Annotated in this window: 19 protein-coding genes; 10 read left to right on the top strand and 9 right to left on the bottom strand. The window is 52.9% G+C overall.

Going from position 1 to position 20,754, the window contains the following annotated elements:
• Positions 1 to 37: 37 nt before the first annotated feature.
• The 5 genes from ppx to purM form a co-directional block, all read right to left on the bottom strand.
• Entirely contained in the window at positions 38 to 1,582 is a 1,545-nt protein-coding gene (gene ppx, locus AC1DUO_RS03760) for an exopolyphosphatase (protein ID WP_013576567.1), read from the bottom strand.
• Between the two features lie 22 nt (positions 1,583 to 1,604).
• Complete coding sequence (gene ppk1 / locus AC1DUO_RS03755; protein ID WP_013576566.1) at positions 1,605 to 3,674, bottom strand: polyphosphate kinase 1; 2,070 nt, start codon at positions 3,672 to 3,674, stop codon at positions 1,605 to 1,607.
• A gap of 309 nt (positions 3,675 to 3,983) precedes the next feature.
• Positions 3,984 to 4,559 (bottom strand): spermidine N1-acetyltransferase, encoded by a 576-nt coding sequence (gene speG / locus AC1DUO_RS03750; protein ID WP_013576564.1) that lies wholly within the window; start codon positions 4,557 to 4,559, stop codon positions 3,984 to 3,986.
• 220 nt (positions 4,560 to 4,779) lie between these two features.
• The gene (gene purN, locus AC1DUO_RS03745) at positions 4,780 to 5,418 is read right to left on the bottom strand and encodes a phosphoribosylglycinamide formyltransferase (protein ID WP_013576563.1); all 639 of its coding nucleotides are present in this window, start codon (positions 5,416 to 5,418) and stop codon (positions 4,780 to 4,782) included.
• A 36-nt stretch (positions 5,419 to 5,454) separates the two neighbouring features.
• A complete protein-coding gene (purM, locus tag AC1DUO_RS03740) occupies positions 5,455 to 6,492 on the bottom strand; it encodes a phosphoribosylformylglycinamidine cyclo-ligase (RefSeq protein ID WP_477986538.1) in 1,038 nt (345 codons plus the stop codon).
• 232 nt (positions 6,493 to 6,724) lie between these two features.
• On the opposite strand from purM, the gene upp reads away from it, so the two are divergent.
• The 3 genes from upp (at position 6,725) to hda (ending at position 9,746) form a co-directional block, all read left to right on the top strand.
• The gene (gene upp / locus AC1DUO_RS03735; protein WP_013576561.1) at positions 6,725 to 7,351 is read left to right on the top strand and encodes a uracil phosphoribosyltransferase; all 627 of its coding nucleotides are present in this window, start codon (positions 6,725 to 6,727) and stop codon (positions 7,349 to 7,351) included.
• Positions 7,352 to 7,569: 218 nt separating this feature from the next.
• Positions 7,570 to 8,862, top strand: coding sequence for a uracil permease (gene uraA / locus AC1DUO_RS03730; RefSeq protein WP_013576560.1), 1,293 nt, complete (start codon positions 7,570 to 7,572; stop codon positions 8,860 to 8,862).
• A 176-nt stretch (positions 8,863 to 9,038) separates the two neighbouring features.
• On the top strand, positions 9,039 to 9,746 hold the full coding sequence (gene hda, locus AC1DUO_RS03725) for a DnaA inactivator Hda (protein WP_013576559.1): 708 nt from the start codon (positions 9,039 to 9,041) through the stop codon (positions 9,744 to 9,746).
• Between the two features lie 53 nt (positions 9,747 to 9,799).
• Here the strand turns inward: hda and arsC are convergent, their stop codons facing one another.
• Both arsC and bepA read right to left on the bottom strand, forming a co-directional pair.
• Positions 9,800 to 10,156 carry an arsenate reductase (glutaredoxin) gene (gene arsC, locus AC1DUO_RS03720; RefSeq protein ID WP_119261870.1) on the bottom strand — a complete coding sequence of 119 codons (357 nt, stop codon included), beginning with the start codon at positions 10,154 to 10,156 and terminating at the stop codon, positions 9,800 to 9,802.
• Between the two features lie 27 nt (positions 10,157 to 10,183).
• A complete protein-coding gene (bepA, locus tag AC1DUO_RS03715) occupies positions 10,184 to 11,716 on the bottom strand; it encodes a beta-barrel assembly-enhancing protease (RefSeq protein ID WP_015690291.1) in 1,533 nt (510 codons plus the stop codon).
• A gap of 260 nt (positions 11,717 to 11,976) precedes the next feature.
• Between bepA and AC1DUO_RS03710 the strand changes: the two genes are divergently transcribed.
• Positions 11,977 to 13,041: an AI-2E family transporter gene (locus AC1DUO_RS03710; RefSeq protein WP_013576556.1), complete on the top strand. Its 1,065-nt coding sequence runs from the start codon at positions 11,977 to 11,979 to the stop codon at positions 13,039 to 13,041.
• 73 nt (positions 13,042 to 13,114) lie between these two features.
• On the opposite strand, the gene bcp is transcribed toward AC1DUO_RS03710, so the two are convergent.
• On the bottom strand, positions 13,115 to 13,582 hold the full coding sequence (gene bcp, locus AC1DUO_RS03705; protein WP_013576555.1) for a thioredoxin-dependent thiol peroxidase: 468 nt from the start codon (positions 13,580 to 13,582) through the stop codon (positions 13,115 to 13,117).
• A 25-nt stretch (positions 13,583 to 13,607) separates the two neighbouring features.
• Positions 13,608 to 14,174: a glycine cleavage system transcriptional repressor gene (locus AC1DUO_RS03700; RefSeq protein ID WP_013576554.1), complete on the bottom strand. Its 567-nt coding sequence runs from the start codon at positions 14,172 to 14,174 to the stop codon at positions 13,608 to 13,610.
• Positions 14,175 to 14,319: 145 nt separating this feature from the next.
• Between AC1DUO_RS03700 and dapA the strand changes: the two genes are divergently transcribed.
• The 6 genes from dapA (at position 14,320) to AC1DUO_RS03670 (ending at position 20,716) form a co-directional block, all read left to right on the top strand.
• Positions 14,320 to 15,201 carry a 4-hydroxy-tetrahydrodipicolinate synthase gene (dapA, locus tag AC1DUO_RS03695; protein ID WP_013576553.1) on the top strand — a complete coding sequence of 294 codons (882 nt, stop codon included), beginning with the start codon at positions 14,320 to 14,322 and terminating at the stop codon, positions 15,199 to 15,201.
• Between the two features lie 16 nt (positions 15,202 to 15,217).
• Complete coding sequence (gene bamC / locus AC1DUO_RS03690) at positions 15,218 to 16,297, top strand: outer membrane protein assembly factor BamC (protein ID WP_112151697.1); 1,080 nt, start codon at positions 15,218 to 15,220, stop codon at positions 16,295 to 16,297.
• A 56-nt stretch (positions 16,298 to 16,353) separates the two neighbouring features.
• Entirely contained in the window at positions 16,354 to 17,067 is a 714-nt protein-coding gene (gene purC, locus AC1DUO_RS03685) for a phosphoribosylaminoimidazolesuccinocarboxamide synthase (RefSeq protein WP_013576551.1), read from the top strand.
• Positions 17,068 to 17,286: 219 nt separating this feature from the next.
• Positions 17,287 to 18,162 carry a KPN_02809 family neutral zinc metallopeptidase gene (gene ypfJ, locus AC1DUO_RS03680; protein WP_119261867.1) on the top strand — a complete coding sequence of 292 codons (876 nt, stop codon included), beginning with the start codon at positions 17,287 to 17,289 and terminating at the stop codon, positions 18,160 to 18,162.
• Positions 18,163 to 18,276: 114 nt separating this feature from the next.
• Positions 18,277 to 18,729, top strand: coding sequence for a DUF441 domain-containing protein (locus AC1DUO_RS03675; RefSeq protein ID WP_013576549.1), 453 nt, complete (start codon positions 18,277 to 18,279; stop codon positions 18,727 to 18,729).
• Between the two features lies 1 nt (position 18,730).
• Positions 18,731 to 20,716, top strand: coding sequence for a tRNA(Met) cytidine acetyltransferase TmcA (locus tag AC1DUO_RS03670; protein ID WP_119261866.1), 1,986 nt, complete (start codon positions 18,731 to 18,733; stop codon positions 20,714 to 20,716).
• Positions 20,717 to 20,754: the final 38 nt, after the last annotated feature.

Genomic DNA, 20,754 nt, shown 5'->3' with positions numbered 1-20,754 from the left:
TCAGATGCCAGAGGGCTCTTTTATTGCAGCGAAACGGTTAGTTTTTCACAATACCGTCTTCTTCCTCAAGCATCAGTTTCCAGCCTGTCACGTCATCCCAGTAACTCTGTTCTCTTTCGAAATCCAGCTGAACCAGGTTGTTCTGAGCCAGATATCCGGCCGGGAAACGCAGCGTCCAGTGATTATCATCGGTAGATAACCGCAGGGATTCAGGCGTTGTCGTTGACTGACGCTGATTGTTGAGCAACGCCCCTAGACGCAGAAGCTGGATCAGCGGAATGTAGTGTTTCTTCTTGAACAGATTCAGGCGCGGCAGTTCTTCCAGCTTGATGGCTTTTCGGTGGAAGCGGACCAGTGTGGCCAGCAGCGTTTGCTGTTCCTGGTTGAAACCCGGCAAGTTGGTATTTTGCAGGATATACGAGGAATGGCGGTGCATGCCGGTGTGGTTAATGCTCAGACCGACTTCATGCAACATGGCGCTGAATTTCAACAGTGATTCCAGCTGTGGCTGCACCAGTTTGGTATTTTGCGCCAGCCACTGGGCATACAATTGCTCTGTGGTATCCAGCACACGGCGCGCCTGTTCACGGTCAATGTTGTAATGCTCAGCCAGACTTTTGGCAGTACGGGTACGGATATCCTGATGACGGAAACGGCCTTCCATTTCATACAGCACACCTTCACGCAGTGCGCCGTCAGAAAGACGCAGCTCTTTGATCGCCAGCGCATCGAACACACCGCGCAGAATGGCAAGCCCCGGCACGAACACCGATTGCCTGTCTTCCGATAAGCCTGGTAAATCCAGGGCACTGAAATGTTTAAAGTTCAGTACCGCTTCGGACAGCATTTCCAGCCGTTCAGGGGTAATTAAGCCGTCTTTTTCGCCCATCGCGACCAGCACTTCGTGTGCCGCTTTAATACTGCCGGAGGCACCCAAAGCATACTGCCAGCCCTGCAGGCGGTACTGCCACGCCAGGGTTTCCAGCTTTTGCGCAGCAGCGAGCTGGGCACGTTTGAAGTTACTGCGGCTGATTTCGCCATTGGGGAAAAACATCTGCGCAAAACTGACACAGCCCATACGGCGGCTTTCGGCCAGCAACGGCTCGAAGTCCTCTCCGATGACCAGTTCTGTTGAACCGCCACCGATATCGACCACCAGCTTGCGGCCTTTTTCAGGCTGCGTATGTTCAACACCCATAAAAATAAGTCGTGCTTCTTCCTGCCCGGAAATAATTTCAATCGGGTAGGGGATGACTTCTTTGGCACGCTTGAGAAATTCCTCGGCGTTCACTGCCTGACGCAGCGTATGTGTACCGACGATAGTGACGTTATTTTCCGGAAAACCCTGCAGGCGTTCGGCGAATAAAGCCAGGCAATCCAGCCCGCGTTGAATGGCTTCTTCACTGAGCACATTTTTACTGTCGAGACCATCGGCCAGATGGACGCGCTGTTTCAGGCGTCCCAGGACCTGCAGCGCGCCGTTAACGACGCGTGCAATGACCATATGGAAACTGTTCGACCCGAGATCAATCGCCGCAATTTCCTGTGGCTTGGCATTCAGTGGGCTGCTTTTAAGGGGCATAGTTGTGTAACGCTCCAGGGGTTCAGGCTTGCTGACTTTGTTGTTCCAGCTCTTTCAGATATTCATAAATCGCCAGTTGCGCACGGACTTTGCGGCGATTTCCGCGTGGAACATACCGGTTGCTCAGTTCTTTATCAATCACTCTGGCTTTTACTGTGTCACTAAACAGCAGTTCAAGGATATCCAGAACGCGCTGTTTCAAACGCGGATCGAGCAGGGCGACGGCCACTTCAATACGATAATCAATATTACGCGTCATCCAGTCGGCTGAAGACAGGAAGACTTTGGAATCGCCGCCATTTTCAAAGACATACACGCGATCGTGTTCCAGATAGCGGTCAATGATGCTGGTAACCTGAATGTTTTCGCTAAAGCCGGGTAAATTCGGCACCAGAGAACACATCCCGCGGATCAGCAGACGGATTTTCACCCCGACGTTAGACGCGACGTAGAGGCGGTCTATCAGCCCTTTATCCACCAGATTATTGATTTTTAGCGTAATTCCGCCTGTTCCGCCCGCCTGAACGTTGGCAATTTCACGGTCGATCAAACGGTAAAGCATGTCGCGCGAGTTTTGCGGTGACACCATCAGATGCTCGAACGACACCGGGCGGTAAGGGTTTTCAATAAAGTTGAAGACGCGGCGGACCTCGTTGGTGATCCTCGCATCGGCGGTGAGCAGTGAATAGTCGGTATAAAGGCGCGCCGTTTTCTCGTTAAAGTTACCGGTCCCGATATGAGCATAGCGGACAATCTCGTCGCCTTCGCGTCGGGAAATAAGAAAGAGTTTTGCGTGTATTTTCAGGCCCGGCGCAGAGAAAATAACGTGCACACCGGCTTCAGTCAGACGTTTCGCCCAGTGAATATTGGCTTCTTCATCGAAGCGCGCCTGCAGTTCGACGACAACAGTGACTTTCTTACCGTTGTGCGCGGCGTGGATCATCGATTCGATAATGCGGGAATCTTTCGCCACGCGGTAAATATTGATTTTTATCGACAGCACGTTCGGATCGAACGATGCCTGACGCAACAGTTCCAGTACGTGCTCAAACGTGTGGTACGGATAATACAGCAGCACGTCTTGCTCGCGGATCGCCGCAAAGCCGTTGCGGAATTTATCGAACCACAAATGGCGCAGACGTGGCAGCGGACGGTTGACCAGATTGGCTTTGCCGACGTTCGGGAAGCCGATGAAATCTTTAAAATTGTGATAACGGCCACCGGCAATCACCGAATCATAATTGGAGATGCCAAGTTTACCGCGCAGCAGTTCGACCATTTCATCCGGCATATCACGCTGATAAACGAAACGTACCGGTTCGGCGGTCAGACGCTGTTTCAGGCTTGATGACATCAGCTCAAGCAGGCTCGATTCCATTTCCGTGACCAGATCATATTCGGCGTCACGGGTCATTTTCATGGAGTACGCGTTCAGTGCATCGTAATCGAAGAAGCCTTTGAAAATATCATCCAGACAATAACGCAGGATGTTATCCAGCAGGATCATCGGCTTACGACGGCGTGGTGCTTCCGGCGGCAGGTTAACGAAACGCGGCACTTTATCGGACGGGATTTCCAGCAGCGCGTAATGGATCTCTTCGCCACGGATAATTTCCACTGCCAGATAGGTGTAATCGTCTTTGAGGAATTGCACCAGATTGGTATCGTGGTTAATCAGAATCGGTGTGATGTACTGGCGCAGCTGATGTTTGAAGTACTGACGCAGCCAGGCTTGCTGGTTTTCAGAAACCTGGCGTTCGTTAATCAGGAAGATCTGATTACGCGCCATTTCCAGAAGCAAATCGTTGTAAAGACTGTCGAATTCCTGATCAATGCGCAGCACCTTCGCCTGAATTTTTTTCAGCAAATGACGGGACGCGCCCAGAAAACCTTGTTCTTCACTGATGAGGATCCGTCGTTTTAAATCGGCAAAACGGACTTTATAAAACTCATCCAGGTTATTGGAGTAGATCCCTAAAAAACGCATCCGTTCGATCAGGGGATTGCTTTTGTCAGCCGCTTCCTGCAACACGCGCTCATTGAAGGACAGCCAGCTTAGTTCTTTCTCGATATAAAGCTTTTCCTGACCCATTTTCACTCCGTTCATTTAGCTTGCAACCTGGCCCATACAGGCAAATTTGCCTGAAAACACCGCAATGTAGCTCAACATATTCTTCGTGTTGCCCGCCTTTTAAGCAGCCAGCGCAGCAGGAAGTCATCTGTGAGAGGGGCCTAGTGTCTACTATCAATATTGCGAAAGATTGACAGGAAAGTCCAACATAACAAGGGATGATTTCAGGAGAGTCTTTAACGGGGAGTCAAAAGAGAGAAAAGTGTTACCGATGAAGGACATTTGTATCCTTCACCGGTCATTCTTTTACCGATTTATGTCGCGGTGGAATTAAACCGCGCTGGCGCCAATCAGGGATTCCGGTTTGACCTGAACAGGCTTGGTTTTGTATTTCGCCAGAAACTGCGGCTGGAAAATACACATGCGGATGGCGCTGCGATATTCGCCGTTCACAAAGAATTCCTGTTTCAGTTCACCTTCAAGCTCGAAGCCTAATTTGCTGTAAATGTGGATCGCCTTTTTATTTTCTTTATCCACGATTAAATACAGTTTGTAGAGGTTAAGAACGGAGAAGGCATAATCCATCGCCAGACGGACAGCGTCACCGGCAAAGCCTTTGCCCTGATGCTGCGGATCGATGATGATCTGAAATTCCGCGCGGCGGTGAATATGATTAATTTCCACCAGCTCGACCAGGCCGACCGGTCCGCTTTCGTATTCAATAATAAAGCGGCGTTCGCTTTGGTCGTGAATATGCTTGTGATACAAGTCGGTCAGTTCGACGAAAGCCTCGTAAGGTTCTTCAAACCAGTAACGCATGATGCTGGCGTTATTATCAAGACGATGAACAAACGACAGGTCGTCCTTTTCCAGTGGACGTAATCTGACGCTGTTATGGCTAAACATGGGGTGTTCCTCAACTATAAAAGCCGTTTTATGAGGGTAACCTTCGTAAATATGAAATCGGAAACAACCGTGTTTCCGATGAAGGTCGGCGCACAAACGACGTTTAAACGTGCGCCGGGATGTGCATTATATCGGACGAAATGTAAACAAATGTCAAATGACGGAAAATAAAAAACCGGCGCATGGCCGGTTTATAGTGAAATCATGATGCAGTGGTAGATTAATCTTCTGCATATCCGCGTTCAGAAAGCGGATTGTTATCCAGCAGCGCCTGACCCTTTTGCAGCGACAAACGTCCGTCAACGAACCAGCTGACGACCAGCGGATAAATGCTGTGTTCCTGCGTTTGTATGCGGGCAATCAGCTCTTCTTCTGTATCGTCAGCAAACACCGGGACTTTGGCCTGTAAAATCACCGGACCGCCATCGAGTTCTTCAGTCACAAAATGCACGGACGTACCGTGTTCCGCATCCTGATTTTCAATGGCCTGACGGTGGGTGTGCAGACCCGGATATTTTGGCAGCAGGGAAGGGTGGATGTTGATCATGCGTCCGGCAAAGCGCTGGACGAATTCAGCGGTCAGAATACGCATATAACCGGCAAGTACCACCAGATCAGGCTGGAAAGTGTCAATGGCATCCGCCAGTGCAACGTCAAATTCCGCCCGGTCCCGGTAAGCCTTAACATCCAGTGCATGCGCGGGAATACCGGCTAAACGGGCTCTTTCAAGCCCGTATGCAGCTGCTTTATTGCTGAAGACCGCACTGAGTGTTGCGTTAATTCGTCCCTGCTGGCAGGCATCAATCAGGGCCTGTAAATTGCTCCCCTCGCCCGATACCAGAACCACAATCCTTTTCATTTTGCTACCCGTCTTCAGTCAGTTGATTTACTGGTTTTATTCAATAACCACGCGTTCAGCGGAGTCAGAGGCTTTAATGTAGCCAATTTTCCACGCTTTTTCGCCATTATCGTTCAGTAATGCAATCGCCTGATCGGCCAGTTCTGCCGGAAGTGCCACCAGCATGCCCACACCACAGTTAAAGGTGCGGTACATTTCGTGACGGCTGACATTACCGGCGGTTTGCAGCCAGGTGAAGACATCCGGCCAATGCCAGCTTGATTCGTCGATAATCACCTGCGTGTTGTCCGGCAATACACGTGGGATATTTTCCCAGAAGCCGCCACCGGTCAGATGGACGATGCCGTGAACATCCACGTTTTCGATCAGGTTCAGAATCGATTTCACGTAAATTTTGGTTGGTGCGAGCAGGTGATCGGCCAGCGGTTTGCCTGCCAGATCGGTGGTTTCCGGGTCAGTCTTACTGACTTCCAGAATTTTGCGCACCAGAGAATAACCGTTGGAATGCGGGCCACTGGCGGCCAGGCCGATCAGCACATCCCCGTCAGCCACTTTGCTGCCGTCGATGATTTCTGATTTTTCCACCACACCCACGCAGAAGCCTGCCACGTCGTAATCTTCGCCGTGATACATGCCCGGCATTTCAGCGGTTTCACCACCGACTAACGCACAGCCAGACTGTTTACAGCCTTCTGCGATACCGGTGATCACGCTGGCGGCAGTATCGACGTCCAGTTTGCCGGTGGCGTAATAGTCGAGGAAGAACAGCGGTTCAGCGCCCTGAACGATTAAATCGTTGACGCACATCGCGACCAGATCGATACCGATAGTATCATGGCGTTTCAAATCCATCGCCAGACGCAGCTTGGTGCCAACGCCGTCGGTACCCGAAACCAGTACGGGTTCACGATATTTTTGCGGCAGCGCGCAGAGGGCACCAAAACCGCCCAGTCCACCCATCACTTCAGGGCGGCGAGTCTGTTTTACTACACCTTTAATGCGGTCTACCAATGCGTTACCGGCATCGATATCTACGCCTGCGTCTTTATAGCTGAGAGAGGTTTTGTCGGTCACTGCGAAGTCCCCACGGCGGTTTGGGTTGGTGGTTGAAGAATAAAGCGGGGCAATTCTAACAGTGGAAGCAAACGTTTGCGAGCGCCTTATTCGATGATGAGTTTTAGGCTGTCTATACTCTAACCGGGTTACTGATGATCCAGATCAGGCTATTTGGTATGGCGTTCAAAAAAAATGGCGTTATAATCTCGCGATTTTTTTTTGCAGCTCAACCACCTTAGGAGAATAAATAATGAAGATCGTCGAGGTGAAACACCCGCTGGTGAAACACAAGCTGGGCCTGATGCGTGAAAACGACATCAGCACGAAACGTTTTCGCGAACTGGCTTCTGAGGTGGGAAGTCTGCTGACGTATGAAGCGACTGCTGATTTAGAAACTGAAAAAGTGACGATCGAAGGCTGGAATGGCCCGGTTGAAATCGATCAGATTAAAGGCAAGAAAATTACCGTAGTGCCTATCCTGCGTGCCGGTCTGGGCATGATGGAAGGCGTACTGGAACACGTTCCGAGTGCGCGTATCAGTGTGGTCGGCGTGTACCGTGATGAAGAAACCCTCAAGCCTGTGCCGTATTTTCAGAAACTGGTTTCTAACATTGAAGAACGTCTGGCACTGGTGGTTGATCCGATGCTGGCGACGGGGGGGTCTATGATTGCCACCATCGACCTGCTGAAAAAAGCCGGCTGCCAGAGCATTAAAGTGCTGGTGCTGGTTGCCGCGCCTGAAGGGATCGCCGCTCTCGAAGCCGCACACCCGGACGTTGAGTTGTACACCGCCTCGGTGGATCAGGGACTCAACGATAAAGGCTACATCATCCCGGGGCTCGGCGATGCGGGCGACAAGATATTTGGTACGAAGTAAATAAGCGTTTAGCCGACTAATCAGTCGGCTTTTTTTTGCTCGTCATACTTCAGGCTGCAGATGCGTTGGCTGCGCCCGTTCACCCCGGTCACATAGTTATCTATGCTCCCGGGGACTCACGGGCTTGYCGCCTTCCCGCAACCCGAATTATTTAGAGCAAAGTATTGAGTTAACCAGGAAGTTTTACACAACATCACACCATTGAGAGGATCACATTCATGACCCGTCGTGTCATCGGGGTAAGCGAACGTCCGCCATTGCTGCAGACGATTCCCCTGAGTTTCCAGCATCTGTTTGCCATGTTTGGTGCCACCGTTCTGGTGCCCATTCTGTTTAAGATCAACCCGGCAACGGTGCTGCTGTTCAATGGCATAGGGACTTTGCTGTATTTATTTGTCTGTAAAGGGAAAATACCGGCTTACCTTGGCTCGAGCTTCGCGTTTATTTCCCCGGTGCTGTTGCTGTTACCGATGGGGTATGAGGTGGCGCTCGGTGGTTTTATTGCCTGCGGGCTGTTGTTCTGCCTGGTGGCGCTGATTGTTAAGAAAGCCGGAATTGGCTGGATTAACGTGATATTCCCGCCTGCGGCGATGGGCGCAATCGTTGCCGTCATCGGACTGGAACTCGCGGGCGTGGCGGCGAATATGGCGGGTCTGTTACCTGCCGAGGGCGCGGCGGTGGATTCCACCACCATTACCATTTCGCTGGTGACACTGTCTGTGACCATTCTGGGGTCCGTGCTGTTCCGTGGTTTCCTGGCGATTATCCCGATCCTGATCGGCGTGCTGGTGGGTTATGCACTGTCGTTCTTTATGGGGGTGGTGGATGTCTCAACGATCGAGAATGCGCACTGGTTCGCRCTGCCAACCTTCTATACGCCACGTTTTGAATGGGTCGCCATCCTCACGATCCTGCCTGCGGCGCTGGTGGTTATTGCCGAACACGTCGGGCATCTGGTTGTGACGGCAAACATTGTGAAGAAAGATTTACTGCGTGATCCGGGCCTGCACCGTTCGATGCTGGCAAACGGTTTGTCGACCGTGTTGTCCGGTTTCTTCGGCTCAACGCCAAATACCACGTACGGTGAAAACATCGGCGTCATGGCCATCACCAAGGTATACAGCACCTGGGTTATTGGCGGCGCGGCCATTCTGGCTATTCTGCTTTCCTGTATCGGCAAACTGGCGGCAGCCATCCAGGCCGTGCCGGTGCCGGTGATGGGCGGCGTTTCATTGCTGCTTTATGGTGTGATTGGTGCATCCGGTATCCGCGTGCTGATTGAATCGAAAGTGGATTACAATAAAGCACAAAACCTGATCCTGACCGCAGTGATCCTGATCATCGGTGTCAGCGGCGCGAAAATCCACATTGGTGCCGCAGAGCTGAAAGGCATGGCGCTGGCAACGATCGTGGGTATTTTCCTGAGTCTGCTGTTCAAAGTTATCGAGATTTTCCGTGGCGAAGAACAGATCATTGATGTTGAAGATGAGCGGGAAAATCCGCCGGTCTGATCTGCACGTTTTTAAGTGAATCCCTGACCGGCGGGTGTATTGCCAGCCGGTCAGGTGCTCGGATCGCAAGCGGTTGCACCGGGCACAGTTCATTTCACAACGGATCCTTGCTAGAATTCGGCAGTTCCTTTTATTGACGTGACAACATCTGCGGTCATTATACCGCTTTGGTTGAGGTGCTTCTGAATACGCCGGCACAGCTTTCTTTGCCACTTTATCTTCCCGATGATGAAACCTTTGCCAGTTTTTATCCGGGGGAAAACCCCTCTCTGCTTTCTGCCATTCAGAGCGCATTGCATCAGGAACACGGCACTTATATTTATTTCTGGTCACGCGAGGGCGGCGGCCGCAGCCATTTGCTGCATGCAGCCTGCGCCGAATTATCACAGCGCGGTGAAGCCGTCGGTTATGTGCCATTAGATAAACGCGCGTATTTCGTGCCTGAAGTGCTGGACGGTATGGAGCACCTGGCGCTGGTGTGCATCGATAATATCGAAGGCATTGCCGGTGATGATGAATGGGAAGCGGCTGTTTTCCATCTCTATAACCGCATTCTTGAAACCGGCCGTACGCGCCTGTTTATTACCGGCGATCGACCTCCGCGTCAGCTCAATCTCAGCCTGCCGGATCTGGCTTCCCGTCTCGACTGGGGGCAAATCTACAAACTTCAGCCGCTTTCCGATGAAGAAAAACTTCAGGCATTGCAGCTACGCGCTAAACTGCGCGGGTTTGAACTGCCGGAAGACGTGGGCCGTTTCCTGCTCAAACGTCTGGATCGGGAAATGCGTACGTTGTTTATGACCCTGGATCAGCTCGATCGCGCTTCGATTACGGCGCAGCGGAAACTGACGATCCCGTTCGTGAAAGAAATTCTCGGGTTGTGACAGGAAGGGATGTCCGGGTTCGTTAGCACTGAACCCGAACTGAAAGCGCGGGGTTATAAAATCTCTTTGACCTGTTCCGGCGGACGCCCTAAACGCGCTTTGCCGTTGGCCACCACAATCGGACGTTCAATCAGCCGCGGATGATCGGCCATCGCCTGTAACAGCGCGTCCTCGCTCAGACTGGTATCCTTCAGATTCATGTCTTTATAAATCTGCTCACCCTTACGCATCAGTTCACGTGCAGAGCTGAAACCCAGCAGGCCGATCAATTCTTTCAGCTTATCCACTGACGGCTGCGTTTCCAGATACAAAATCACTTGCGGTTCAATGCCTTCTGCTTCCAGCAATTTCAGGGTTTCACGGCTCTTCGAGCATGCCGGGTTATGATAGATTGCGACATCGTGTTGCATAAAAGTTTCTCCATTCTGGCACTGAAATCAGCCTTTCTGATACTGACGGAATCGTTGCTGCAACTGACGAAGCTGGTCGATTCGTGCGTCATAACGGGCCTGTTCCAGACTGCCTAATTTTTGTAATGCGCTGGCATTGCTCAGCATTTCAATCGCCTGATCCAGACGTCCGACTAATGCCACGCTTTCCGCACGGGCAGCCAGTTCCTGCGCACGTAAACCCTGTGCCGCGGCGGCCTGAGACAACAAATCCCAACCATTCGGATCACCCGGATAATTGAAAGTATAGCGGTTGAGGATTTTCATGGCATTGGCCGGTTTCGCGCCTTCGAGATAAGCATTGGCCAGATTGAGTTGCAGCACGGCGTTGGCACTGCTGGCCGCACCGGCCTGCTCCAGACGCGCTATCGCCTGCGGCGCACGTTTGCTGTCGATATCATTATCGGTGGCTAAATCGAGTAACCATTCGTTGCCCGGATTCTGAGCCAGCAGCGGTTCAAGGATCGTCCGCGCCTGATCGTATTTTTTGGCTTTATAAAATTGCAGTGCATGGCCGTATTTTGCCGCCAGTTGCTCGCGGATATTGCCATTGCTCAGTTTCAGCAGATAGTCGTCACTCAGCGGGAAGCTCTCTGAACCGTACATCCCCAATATGCGTACTTTCGCCAGGGTATAATCTTGTGAAGATTGCACAATCGGGTGCGGCATCTGGTTGGCGCGGTTACGGATATCGGCCAGACGGCTGTCGGGCAACGGGTGCGTCAGCAACATTTCCGGCGGACGGGTTGAGTAGCTCGCCTGATCTGCCAGTTTTTGCAGGAAGGCGGGCATCGCCTGCGGATCAAACCCCGAACGCTGTAAGACCTGAATGCCGATACGGTCAGCTTCCTGCTCATTGCCCTGCGTGAAGCTGATCATGCCTTGCTGCGTGCCTGCTAGTGTACCGGTCAGCGCCGCCATGCCCATTTGCGGACTGGCCATCGCCAGTAGAATTGACCCCAGCGCCCCCACCCAGGTGAGCGGCGCGTTACGTTGCTGGTCTTCCATCGCACGCGCCAGATGGCGCTGGGTCACGTGGGAAATTTCGTGCGCCATGACCGACGCCAGCTGGCTTTCGTTATCGGTATAACGGAACAGTGATGAGTGAAGCACCACATTGCCGCCAAAGAAGGCAAAGGCGTTCAGCTCATCGTTATTGACGATGAAAAAATGGAATGGCGTGCGGACGGAATAGGCATGCGCCACCAGCCGTTGCCCCAGTTCGTTGATGTACTGATTGAGCAGCGGATCGTTAATCAGCGGCGTGCTGGCGCGCATCTGACGGACATAAAAATCGCCCATCTGTAATTCCTGATTAATACTGAGTGTACCGCCTGCAGTCGTGCCGATGTCCGGTAATTGGTCGCTCACCGGCGGGGCTAACGGCGAGTTAGGGCTTTTTACGGGGCTCACGGGGGTTGACCAGAATGAACTGTCATCCGCACCGGCGGGCGGTATGGAACCCGCCAGCAGGCTGCCCAGACACAGGGCAATCACCCTTTTTTTCAACCGCATGACCATAAACATTTGCTTCCCAATAAGTTAACCGCGATACCGATGAGCTTTGCGAGCCTTTCTTCTGCGGACAGTCAGTCAGACCATTATTTTCTTGCGCTTTTCTCTGCGCTGGTCTCTATAGTAGCTATCCGCGTGAGAGTTTAAAACACTCCGAAGCTACAGTCGTGTGACAACGAATTTTTTAAATAGTTACTTGTGTCTGAGCGCGCAGGGAACGAACAGCGCGTAGATGCCAGACCCGAAATTACAGGAGCGTTTTATTAATGTTGGATATGTTATTACAGTGGTATCGCCGTCGCTTTACCGACCCGCAGGCTATCGCGCTGCTGGCGATTCTGGTCGCAGGATTCTGCATCCTCTATTTTCTCAATGGTATCCTTGCGCCGCTTCTGGTGGCGATCGTACTCGCCTATTTGCTGGAATGGCCGACGGTGCGTCTGCAACATGTCGGGCTTTCCCGCACGCTGTCGGTCAGCGTGGTGCTGATTATTTTTGCCGGTATTTTGCTGCTCGGTATGTTTGTCATTGCCCCGGTGACCTGGCAGCAGGGGGTGAACCTGATGACCGATTTACCGAGCATGCTGAACCGCTTTTATGATTTCGCCGCAACATTGCCGAAGCGTTATCCGGCGCTGGTGGATGCGGGCATCATCGATATGATGGCGGAAAACATGCGCAGCAAATTATCCGGGCTGGGTGAGTCAGTAGTGAAATATTCACTGGCCTCGCTGGTCGGTTTACTGACGCTGGCAATTTACCTGATTCTGGTGCCGATGATGGTGTTCTTTCTGCTCAAAGATAAAGAGCAGATGCTGAGTGCCGTGCGTCGCGTTCTGCCCCGCGATCGCGGGCTGGCCGGACAGGTTTGGGTGGAGATGAATCAGCAGGTCACCAACTATATTCGCGGCAAAGTGCTCGAAATGATTATCGTCGGAGTGGCCACGTATCTGGTGTTCTGGGTGATGGATTTGCATTATTCGCTGCTGCTGGCGGTGCTGGTCGGCGTATCCGTTCTGATCCCGTATATCGGCGCGATGCTGGTGACCATTCCGGTGGTGATTGTCGCGATGTTCCAGTGGGGGCTGGGCGCGGATTTCTGGACGCTTTTCGTCGCCTATCTGGTGGTGCAGGGGCTGGACGGTAATGTGATCGTGCCGCTGTTGTTCTCTGAAGCCGTTAACCTGCATCCGCTGGTGATTATTCTTTCTGTCGTGGTGTTTGGCGGTCTGTGGGGATTCTGGGGGGTGTTCTTTGCCATACCGCTGGCGACGCTGGTCAAAGCCGTGGTTCACGTCTGGCCGGATGAATCACTCAACGAAACGGTCTGATTTTTCTGCTTACCGCACCCAATAAAAAAAGCGCGTCTGCGCTTTTTTTGTCTCCACAATCTGACCGTGTCGGCTATTTACCGTTGAGGTAGGCCATGACGATGTCATGGTGATTGGTGGTTTTGAAATCGTCGAACACTTTCTCGACTTTGCCATTGCCGTCGAGCAGGAAGCTGATGCGATGGATGCCGTCGTAGGTTTTCCCCATAAAGGATTTTTCACCCCAGACGCCAAACTGCTCACAGACCTGATGATCTTCATCGGACAACAAGGTGAAGTTCAGCAACTCTTTCTCAGCAAAACGCGACAGTTTTTCCGGTTTATCGGTGCTGATCCCCAGCACTTCCACTCCGGCATTTTTTAACTGATCCATGTTATCGCGCAGTCCGCAGGCTTGTACGGTACAGCCCGGCGTCATGGCTTTAGGATAGAAATAGACCAGGACTTTCTGTCCCTGGAAGTCGGCCAGATTAATTTGTTCACCGTCTTGGTCGGGCAAACTAAATTGCGGCGCAGGGTCACCGGCTTTCAGTGGGCTCATTGTCTTTCTCCATATCTCTTAGCGATTACTGCAGTTTATCTTCATTCTCAGAATAACTAACCACGTTAATACTGCCTTGCGCTTTCAGTTCTGTACATAGCTGATGAAACGCCTGCTCAATAATTGCCGCATCGGTATTGGCTGCGCTGTGCGCCGTTATTTGAATCGATAACTGCGCCGGCGTGGCGGCATCTGCCGGGCGCGTTTTTGAGGCAAGTTCGGCGATATTCATCTGATGCGTATCGAATAAATCGGTAAAACGTTCGATCAGATGCGGAGAGTCTTTCACCTCCACTTTCACCCAGACCGTAGCAGGCATTGGCTGGCGTTCATGTGCACTGGTTCGCTTCATCACGATCAATAATTCCAGCTCTGCGCCTTTTTGCGGCAGGGTGGATTCGATCAGTGTAATCGCGTTCCAGCTTCCGGAAAGCAGCATGATAAACGTAAACTCATCACCGAGCATCGCCAGACGGCTGTCTTCAATATTACAGCCGCAGCTGCTGACCTGACGGGTAATGGTGTTGACGATACCCGGACGATCAGCGCCTAAGGCGGTGATCACGAGATAATGTTGTTGTGGCTGCGGCAAAATAGGTCTTCCTGTCGTGCTTGGGAGTATTCCCAAGGTAAACATAAAAAAAACCGCCGGACAAGCGGTTACCGCTCGTTGATTGCTTGCTTTTGCAGTGGTGTCAAAAGTACCATGAGTGACCTGTTTGTGGAGGGGAAGGTCAATGTTTACGGGAAGTATTGTTGCACTGGTTACGCCGATGGACACCAAAGGTGCTGTCGATCGCGCGAGTCTGAAAAAACTGATTGATTATCATGTGTCCAGTGGTACTGCGGCGATCGTTTCCGTTGGCACGACCGGCGAGTCGGCCACGTTGAGCCATGAAGAGCACGGTGACGTGGTCTTACAGACGCTGGAACTGGCTGATGGACGCATCCCTGTTATCGCAGGCACGGGCGCAAACGCGACTGCTGAAGCGATTTCTCTTACGCAACGTTTTGAAAAAAGTGGCGTTGTTGGTTGCCTGACAGTCACCCCTTATTACAACCGTCCGACGCAGGAAGGTCTGTATCAGCACTTCAAAGCCATCGCTGAAAATACCTCTTTGCCGCAAATTCTCTACAACGTGCCTTCACGTACCGGCTGCGATATGTTGCCGCAGACTATCGCGCGTTTAGCAAAATTGAAGAATATTGTTGCTGTTAAAGAAGCAACAGGGAACTTAAGTCGGGTTAGTCAGATCCAAGTGCTGGTTGATGATGAAGATTTCATTTTGCTGAGCGGCGATGACGCCAGCGGTCTGGACTTTATGCAACTCGGTGGTAAGGGCGTTATTTCCGTCACGGCTAACGTAGCTGCCCGTGAAATGGCCCAACTTTGTGAGCTGGCAGCGCTTGGCAACTTTGCCGAAGCGCGTCGCCTGAATCAGCGCCTGATGCCTTTGCATCAGAATTTGTTTGTAGAAGCAAACCCAATCCCGGTGAAATGGGCCTGTAAGGCACTGGGGTTGATGGCAACCGATACGATGCGTCTGCCTATGACGCCGTTAACAGATGCTGCCCGTCCGGTCGTGGAAGAAGCATTAAAAAGCGCCGGTTTGCTGTAACTCTTAGGAAGATTTGATGGCCTCTTTATTTGACAAGAACAGTTTCCAGATGACCCGATTGCAGAAAACGGCCGTAGCAAAAGTGGTCGGGGTTTCCCTGATCATGCTGCTGGCCGCCTGTTCAAGCGATCAACGTTACAAACGCCAGGTAAGTGGCGATGAAGCCTACCTGGATGCGTCAGGTCTGCATGAGCTGAAAGCGCCGGTCGGGATGATTCTTCCCGTGCAGAACGGAACGTATGAAGTTCAGGCAGGATCAATGCAGGGCGCCGTGGGCAAACAGCTCGACATCCGTCCACCATCCCAGCCACTGGCGCTGCTGAGCGGTTCCCAGACGCAATTCTCTGGCAACAGCAGCACCGTGTTGCTGGAAAATACCGCGCAGAACCGTGATCTGTGGAATAACGTCGTGAAAGCGGTTGAGCAAAATAATTTCAAAATTGCCAACCGTGATGATGCTAACCAGACACTGACCACCGATTTCGTTGACTGGAATCGTGCGGATGAAGACTTCCAGTATCAGGGGCGTTATCAGATCAGCGTGAAACAGCAGAGTTACCAGTTAGCGCTGACGGTGAAAACGCTTGAGCTGAAACAACAGGATAAACCTGTGACCTCTTCTGCTGAAATCCAGCGTTACAACAGCCAGATGATGAACGCCATCACGGCGAGCCTGGATAAAGTGCAGCAGGATACTCAGGCACGCCTCGACAACCGTCGTGTTGGTGAGATTGATGTTCAGAGCGGTGCAGATGATACCGGCCTGCCGGTGCTGATTGTTCGTGAGAGCTACGGTGTTGTGTGGGATCGCCTGCCAAATGCCCTGACAAAAGTCGGCATGAAAGTGACCGACAGCAGCCGTCCGCAAGGCACATTGTCTGTGACCTACAAACCGCTGAATGACGATGCGTGGCAGACACTGGGTGCGAAAGATCCGGGGCTGACTTCCGGTGATTACAAACTTCAGGTTGGCGACCTCGACAACCGTAGTAGTTTGCAGTTCCTTGATCCGAAAGGACATGCTCTCAGCCAGTCGCAGAACGATGCGATGGTGGCGGTCATGCAGGCCGCGTTTAGCCAGAGTAGCGCAAAATAATACCAAGGGGCTCCGGCCCCTTTTTACATCTGTTTTTTCCACTGGAGTAAGTAAAGATGCAAAAGTTAGCTGAGTTGTATCGCGGCAAGGCGAAAACCGTCTACACCACCGAAAACCCGGACCTTCTGGTACTGGAGTTCCGTAACGATACGTCAGCACTGGATGGTCAGCGTATTGAGCAGTTCGACCGTAAAGGCATGGTTAACAACAAATTTAACCATTTCATCATGGCTAAGCTGGAAGAAGCCGGTATTCCTACTCAAATGGAACGCCTGCTGTCTGACACCGAAGTGCTGGTGAAAAAACTGGATATGGTCCCGGTTGAATGCGTGATCCGTAACCGTGCTGCTGGTTCGCTGGTAAAACGTCTGGGCATTGAAGAAGGTCTGGAACTGAACCCACCGTTGTTCGATTTGTTCCTCAAAAATGACGCCATGCACGACCCGATGATCAACGAATCGTATTGCAAGACGTTTGGCTGGGTGAACGAAGAAAACCTCGCGCGCATGAAAGAGCTGAGCTACAAAGCCAACGACGTGCTGAGCAAATTGTTTGATGATGCCGGTCTGATCCTGGTCGACTTCAAACTGGAATTCGGTCTGTTCAACGGGGAAGTGGTGCTCGGTGATGAGTTCTCTCCTGACGGCAGCCGCCTGTGGGATAAAGAAACCCTGAACAAAATGGACAAAGACCGTTACCGCCAGAGCCTGGGTGGCCTGATCGAAGCTTACGAAGAAGTCGCTCACCGTATCGGTGTGAAACTGGACTAAGCTGCACGTTATTTTTTTAGCCAGACTACGCAATCGTTTACGCGGTATGCACTAAACGGGTGATGGCCTCCGTCACCCGTTCTCTTTCCTGCATTTAATTTTCCTGTTTTAACACTGATTCCTTTCATTTAATTCCTCCGCCACTAAACTTACGTCCTTTCGCAGATGGTATTAACTGCGTGTGCTGGCTAGTCTTAAAAAAACAGGTTGGAGGTATCTATGCGTTGGCAAGGGCGTCGCGAAAGCGACAATGTAGAAGACAGACGCGGACAGGGATCTAACGGCGGCGGTCTAGGCGGCGGAGGAATGCGCCTGCCGATCCGTGGCAAAAGCGGCATTGTGATTATCATCGTGGTGCTGGTTGCTGGTTATTACGGTATCGACCTCACTCCGCTGATTGACGGCGGTCAGTCCGGCGGCATGCAGCAGCAAACACAGTCACAATCCATCAGCCCGAAAGATGACGAGCAGGCAAAATTCACCTCGGTGATCCTCGCTTCGACGGAAGACACCTGGAAAGAGATTTTCCAGCGGCAGGGCATGACTTATCGTGAACCCAAACTGGTGATGTATCGCGGCGCGACCCGCACCGGTTGTGGCACCGGCCAGTCAGTGATGGGGCCGTTCTATTGTCCGGCGGACAGCACGGTGTATATCGATCTGTCGTTCTATCAGGAATTGCAGAACAAACTCGGCGCGGGCGGTGATTTTGCGCAGGGCTATGTGGTGGCGCACGAAGTCGGCCACCATGTGCAGAATTTGCTGGGCACCGAACGCAAGGTTCGCGAGATGCAGCAGGGCGCGTCGCAGACTGTGATAAATCAGTTGTCGGTGAAAATGGAATTACAGGCTGACTGTTACGCCGGTGTCTGGGGACACGCGATGCAGCAGCAAAATGTTCTCGAAGAGGGCGATCTGAAAGAAGCGCTGGATGCCGCGCAGGCCATCGGCGATGACCGGTTGCAACAGCAAAGTCAGGGGCGCGTGGTGCCGGACAGCTTCACTCACGGTACTTCCCAGCAGCGTTATACCTGGTTCAAACGCGGCTTCGATACCGGTAATCCGGACCAGTGTAATACCTTTGCCAGCCGCTGATTAAGTGGCAGGAAGCGCTGGTCTGCTGCTAAAAACTGTTCAATAATCAATGACCGATCCAGAGAGGCTCCCCGGGCCTCTCTTTCATTTTCATGTTGAACCGCTGGGAATGCCATGGCTTTTCTCGATCCAACCCTATTGATCTTACTTGTTTTCGCTGGTCTGGGCATTATCAGCCACAACAGCGCCGTCACCATCGCAATGTTCTTCCTCCTCACGGTGCGTATTACGCCACTGAACAGTTTTTTTCCGTGGATAGAAAAATACGGCCTGACTATCGGCATTATTATTCTGACCATTGGCGTGATGGCGCCGATTGCCAGCGGAAAAATCAGCGCCAGCACCATGGTGCATTCTTTCCTCCATTGGAAATCTATTGTCGCCATTCTGGTGGGTGTGCTGGTGTCGTGGCTTGGCGGACGTGGCCTGACGCTGATGGGCACGCAGCCGCATCTGGTGGCTGGCCTGTTAGTCGGCACCGTGCTGGGCGTGGCGTTGTTTAAAGGCGTACCGGTCGGGCCGCTGATTGCTGCCGGTCTGTTATCGATGATTGTCGGGAAAACCTGACATGTCTGCGACGTTGCTACAGCAGCAGATGCAGCGGCTGGGTGTCCGGCGTTTGCTGGTGTTCAGTGGCGGGACGCAGTGGTGTGAACAACAGGCTGTTCTGTTCGCTGCCCAAAGTGCCGGTGACTGGCTGTGGCTGAGTGATTCACCGCCTGATGGCGTCACATCCTGCCCGCCTTCAGCGGCGCAGACGCTGCTCGGACAGGACATTTTTCACGGTGTGTTTGATGCGCGTTATGGCCTCAATACCGAGGCGCTGGCGGTATTTTCCGGCACATTGAAAGCCGGAAGCTGGCTGATTCTGCTAATACCGGAATGGAACGCCTGGCCTGACACGCCGGACGCGGACAGCCTGCGCTGGAGCGAACAACCGCAGGCGATCCCGACGCCGCGTTTCATCCGCCGTTTCCGGTCTTTACTCGAACAAGATCGCAACATTACGGTTTGCCAGCAGGATCAGCCTTTTGATATCCCCCCGCTGCCAGCAGCACCCGACTGGCTGCCACCCGACGGTCAGCCCACCGCTGAACAATCGCAGATTTTACAACAACTGATGCAGGCTCAGTCCGGCGTATGGGTGCTGACGGCTGCCCGTGGCCGTGGCAAATCGACGCTGGCGGGAATGCTTGCCAGACAGTGGCCGGGCACCTGTTGGGTAACCGCACCGGCGAAAGCCTCAGCCAGCCAGATTCTCAATCATCAAACAGAGTCTGCCCGCTTTATCGCGCCGGATGCGTTGCTTTCATTATGCCGCGAAGGCGCGGTAACGGACATTGACTGGCTGATTATCGACGAAGCGGCAGCAATTCCGACGCCGATGCTTTCGGAAATTATCGCGGCTTTTCCGCGTGTGTTACTGACCACTACGGTTCAGGGATACGAAGGCACCGGACGCGGGTTCTTACTTAAATTCTGTGCGTCCCTGCCGCGGTGGCATGACCTGCGTCTGAATTCCCCGATCCGCTGGTCATCATCCGACACGCTTGAGCCGTTTATCAGTCAGTTATTGTTGTTTGACGAGCATTTGCCTGTAGCAGAACAGACGGGCGGCACATCAGAAATTTTCTCCATTGATGCCGACGACTGGCTGAGTGAACCGGCGCTGTTAGAGGAATTCTACGGCCTGCTGACCAGCGCGCACTACCGCACGTCGCCGCTGGATCTGCGGCGTTTGCTGGATGCGCCGGGCATGACATTCAGCGCGTCACGACAGAAAAACACCCTGACCGGCGCGTTATGGCTGGTGGATGAAGGCGGGCTGAGTGCTGAACTGGCGCAGGAAGTCTGGGCGGGCAGGCGACGTCCGCGCGGCAATCTGGTGGCGCAGTCTCTCGCCGCGCACGCGGGTTTCCCCGAGGCTGCCGTTATGCGTTCACGGCGTGTCAGCCGGATTGCGGTACATCCCGCGTTTCGCCGTCAGGGTATTGCCCGTGATTTGTTAGCAGCGCAGAAACAGCAGGCGCAGCAGGCGGGGCTGGATTTTCTGTCCGTCAGTTTTGGTTACACCACGGCGCTGGCGGCATTGTGGCAACAGGCCGGATTCCGGCTGGTGCGCGTCAGTATGCAGAAAGAAGCCAGCAGCGGCTGTTATGCCGCAATGGCGATATTACCGCTGAGCGTGGCGGGGCAGGCACTGGCGGACAGAGCCGTGCATCAGCTTGACCGTGACTGGCGCTGGCTGGCGCCTCAGATGGATTTAACCCTGCCGCTCGGCACCACTGCGGATACGCAACCCGATGATGCCGACTGGCGCGAGCTGAACGGATTTGCGTTCGCCCATCGTCCGCTGGAAAGCAGTTTACCGGCGCTCAGTCGCGTGCTGTTGCACAGCACTTTGCCACTGACGGCGTTGCGTGCGCATCTGCAACAGGGGCAAAGTGTCGCGCAAGTCGTCATGTCGCTGAAGCTTTCCGGCCGTAAAGCGCTGGTTTCGCGCTGGCGTGAGGAGACACGACAGGCGCTGAAAGCCGCGGGAATGGCTGAATAAATCAGCGGTTTCATTGCAAAAAATGGAAAGACTCGTTC

Source organism: Rahnella sp. P4_A8 (assembly GCF_056402435.1).
Note: the sequence above shows the minus strand (reverse complement) of the source record. Positions and strands in the feature narration are given on the sequence as shown.

Bases quoted from the DNA above. Each gene is read 5' to 3' on its own strand.
- bcp (WP_013576555.1), bottom strand. From the start codon at position 13,582: ATGAGCCCACTGAAAGCCGGTGACCCTGCGCCGCAATTTAGTTTGCCC.
- dapA (WP_013576553.1), top strand. From the start codon at position 14,320: ATGTTTACGGGAAGTATTGTTGCACTGGTTACGCCGATGGACACCAAA.
- AC1DUO_RS03710 (WP_013576556.1), top strand. From the start codon at position 11,977: ATGTTGGATATGTTATTACAGTGGTATCGCCGTCGCTTTACCGACCCG.
- ypfJ (WP_119261867.1), top strand. From the start codon at position 17,287: ATGCGTTGGCAAGGGCGTCGCGAAAGCGACAATGTAGAAGACAGACGC.
- bepA (WP_015690291.1), bottom strand. From the start codon at position 11,716: ATGGTCATGCGGTTGAAAAAAAGGGTGATTGCCCTGTGTCTGGGCAGC.
- purN (WP_013576563.1), bottom strand. From the start codon at position 5,418: ATGAAAAGGATTGTGGTTCTGGTATCGGGCGAGGGGAGCAATTTACAG.
- ppk1 (WP_013576566.1), bottom strand. From the start codon at position 3,674: ATGGGTCAGGAAAAGCTTTATATCGAGAAAGAACTAAGCTGGCTGTCC.
- ppx (WP_013576567.1), bottom strand. From the start codon at position 1,582: ATGCCCCTTAAAAGCAGCCCACTGAATGCCAAGCCACAGGAAATTGCG.
- bamC (WP_112151697.1), top strand. From the start codon at position 15,218: ATGGCCTCTTTATTTGACAAGAACAGTTTCCAGATGACCCGATTGCAG.
- AC1DUO_RS03675 (WP_013576549.1), top strand. From the start codon at position 18,277: ATGGCTTTTCTCGATCCAACCCTATTGATCTTACTTGTTTTCGCTGGT.
- speG (WP_013576564.1), bottom strand. From the start codon at position 4,559: ATGTTTAGCCATAACAGCGTCAGATTACGTCCACTGGAAAAGGACGAC.
- AC1DUO_RS03670 (WP_119261866.1), top strand. From the start codon at position 18,731: ATGTCTGCGACGTTGCTACAGCAGCAGATGCAGCGGCTGGGTGTCCGG.
- upp (WP_013576561.1), top strand. From the start codon at position 6,725: ATGAAGATCGTCGAGGTGAAACACCCGCTGGTGAAACACAAGCTGGGC.
- purC (WP_013576551.1), top strand. From the start codon at position 16,354: ATGCAAAAGTTAGCTGAGTTGTATCGCGGCAAGGCGAAAACCGTCTAC.
- arsC (WP_119261870.1), bottom strand. From the start codon at position 10,156: ATGCAACACGATGTCGCAATCTATCATAACCCGGCATGCTCGAAGAGC.